At 64.3% G+C, this 1,877-nt stretch carries 3 protein-coding genes; all 3 read right to left on the bottom strand.

Features of this window, described 5'->3' with window-relative positions; genetic code table 11:
* Positions 1-199 precede the first annotated feature (199 nt).
* Complete coding sequence (locus tag AABA84_RS34790) at positions 200-751, bottom strand: DUF4142 domain-containing protein (protein WP_212247656.1); 552 nt, start codon at positions 749-751, stop codon at positions 200-202.
* 86 nt (positions 752-837) lie between these two features.
* Entirely contained in the window at positions 838-1,065 is a 228-nt protein-coding gene (locus AABA84_RS34785; RefSeq protein ID WP_212247657.1) for a hypothetical protein, read from the bottom strand.
* A gap of 8 nt (positions 1,066-1,073) precedes the next feature.
* On the bottom strand, positions 1,074-1,877 hold an 804-nt coding region (locus tag AABA84_RS34780), incomplete at its 5' end, for a thiamine pyrophosphate-dependent enzyme (protein WP_338314347.1).

Here is a 1,877-nt window from a genome sequence, read left to right as displayed (position 1 = left end):
GTTGGTGTGGTGCGCGATCTCGTTCGCGATCGCCGTATCGATCCGGGTGGGTTTGACTGTTACGAGCACCATCGGTCCGCAGGCGAGATGTTCTTCATGACAAATTTGTAAAGCCCGGAATCAACGAAGGTTCCTGAGTTCGGCCGCGTCGGCACCAGGCCCGCGGGACGCCGGCCACGCCGACGTCCTCGTTCAACGTTTACTTCGCCTGGCCGACGCTCGGCGCCTTGCCGAGTTCCTTGGCCATGTCGAGATGGTGCTTGAGCGCCGGCAGGGTCTTGCCGGCCCAATCCTTCAGCGCGGAATTGTCGCCGCCCTTGGCGTAGCGCTCGAACAGCGACACGGCATCCTCGTGGGCGCTCACCTGGTAGGAATTGTAGTCCGAGCTGAAGTCTTTGCCATTCGCGTTCTTGAGCTTGTCGAGCTTGCTCTGGTGCGAGCTGTCGAGCGCCGTCGGCAGGGTCGCCTGCACCTTGCCGTCACCGACGAGACCCTTGAGCTCGGTGCTGGTCTTGGTGTGGTCGGTCACCATCTGCTGCGCGAAGCTCTTCTCCTGCGCGTTGCCCTTCTGCTGGGCGAGCTTGCTCGACTCGATCTCGAACATGTCGCTGATGGCGACCTCCTTGACGAAGTCGGCGGTCGCGGGCGCGACGCCCAGCGCCGAATTGACACCGGTCTTCTCGCCCAGCGATTGGGCGAGCGCGGGCCCTGCGAGAAGCACGCAGGCAAGGGCAATGACGGTCCGTCTCATGTCTGGTCCCTCCGAGTGGGTGCGCAGCCTCTTGCCGCGCGGTGTTGCGCCGACCAACACGTCGCATGCGCCGGGGTTCCTAACGACTAATCCGCCGGATTCCGCCCGGTGCGCGGATTGATGGGATCGGTCGGTTTGCGTCGCAGCCGCTCGGGCAGAAACGGCTCATTGGGGACGGCCGTGGCGTCGGCACGCACATCGGCATGGTGCTGCGCGCGCTCGTGCGGCGTCTTGTTGTCGTTGAAGTGGCGTTTCACGTCGACGCCGTCGACGGGATCGTTGACGCCGTGCTGGATATCGCGAAAATCGCTCATGGTTCACCTCATTGCTTTCCGGGCAGGATCGTTTCGAGCACCTGCCGCGCTGCTCCCCTGATCATCCCGCTTTCGTTCGGGTCGCCCTTCAAGAGGGCGAGCGAGAAGTTCTTGGCCTGCTGAAGCGTGATATGCGGCGGCAGCGGCGGCACTTCGGGATCGGTCTTGACCTCCAGCACGACGGGCATCTCGCTTCCCAGCGCCTGCTCCCAGGCCGAGCCGAGCAGCTGTGGGCTGTCGACGAAGATGCCGCGCAGGCCGATGAGTTCGGCGAAGCGGGAATAGGAAACGTCGGGAATGCGTTGCGAGGCCTCGAACTTGGGGTCGCCGTTGATGATGCGCTGCTCCCAGGTCACCTGGTTGAGGTCCTCGTTGTTGAAGACGCAGACGACGAAGCGCGGGTCGCGCCAGGAGCGCCAGTATTTCGCGGCGGTGATCAGTTCGGCCATGTTGTTCATCTGCATTGCGCCGTCGCCGACCAGGGCGATCACCGGACGGTCCGGATGGGCGTATTTCGCGGCAAGCGCATAGGGCACCGCGGCGCCCATCGAGGCGAGGCCGCCGGAGAGCGAGGCGATCATACCACGCCGCATCTTCAGGTCACGGGCGAACCAATTGGCGCAGGAGCCGGAATCACTGGTGATGATCGCGCGGTCGGGCAGGCGCGGGGATAGTTCCCAGGCGACGAGTTGCGGATTGATTGGCTCCGCCGGCTGATGTGCCCGGCCCTCCAGCGTCTTCCACCATGTCGCGACGTCAGCTTCGATACTCTGGCGCCAGGCACTGTCGCTCCTGGGTTTCAGTCGGGGCAA

Source organism: Bradyrhizobium sp. TM239 (assembly GCF_036247985.1).
Taxonomy (GTDB): Bacteria; Pseudomonadota; Alphaproteobacteria; order Rhizobiales; family Xanthobacteraceae; genus Bradyrhizobium; species Bradyrhizobium ottawaense.
Note: the sequence above shows the minus strand (reverse complement) of the source record. Positions and strands in the feature narration are given on the sequence as shown.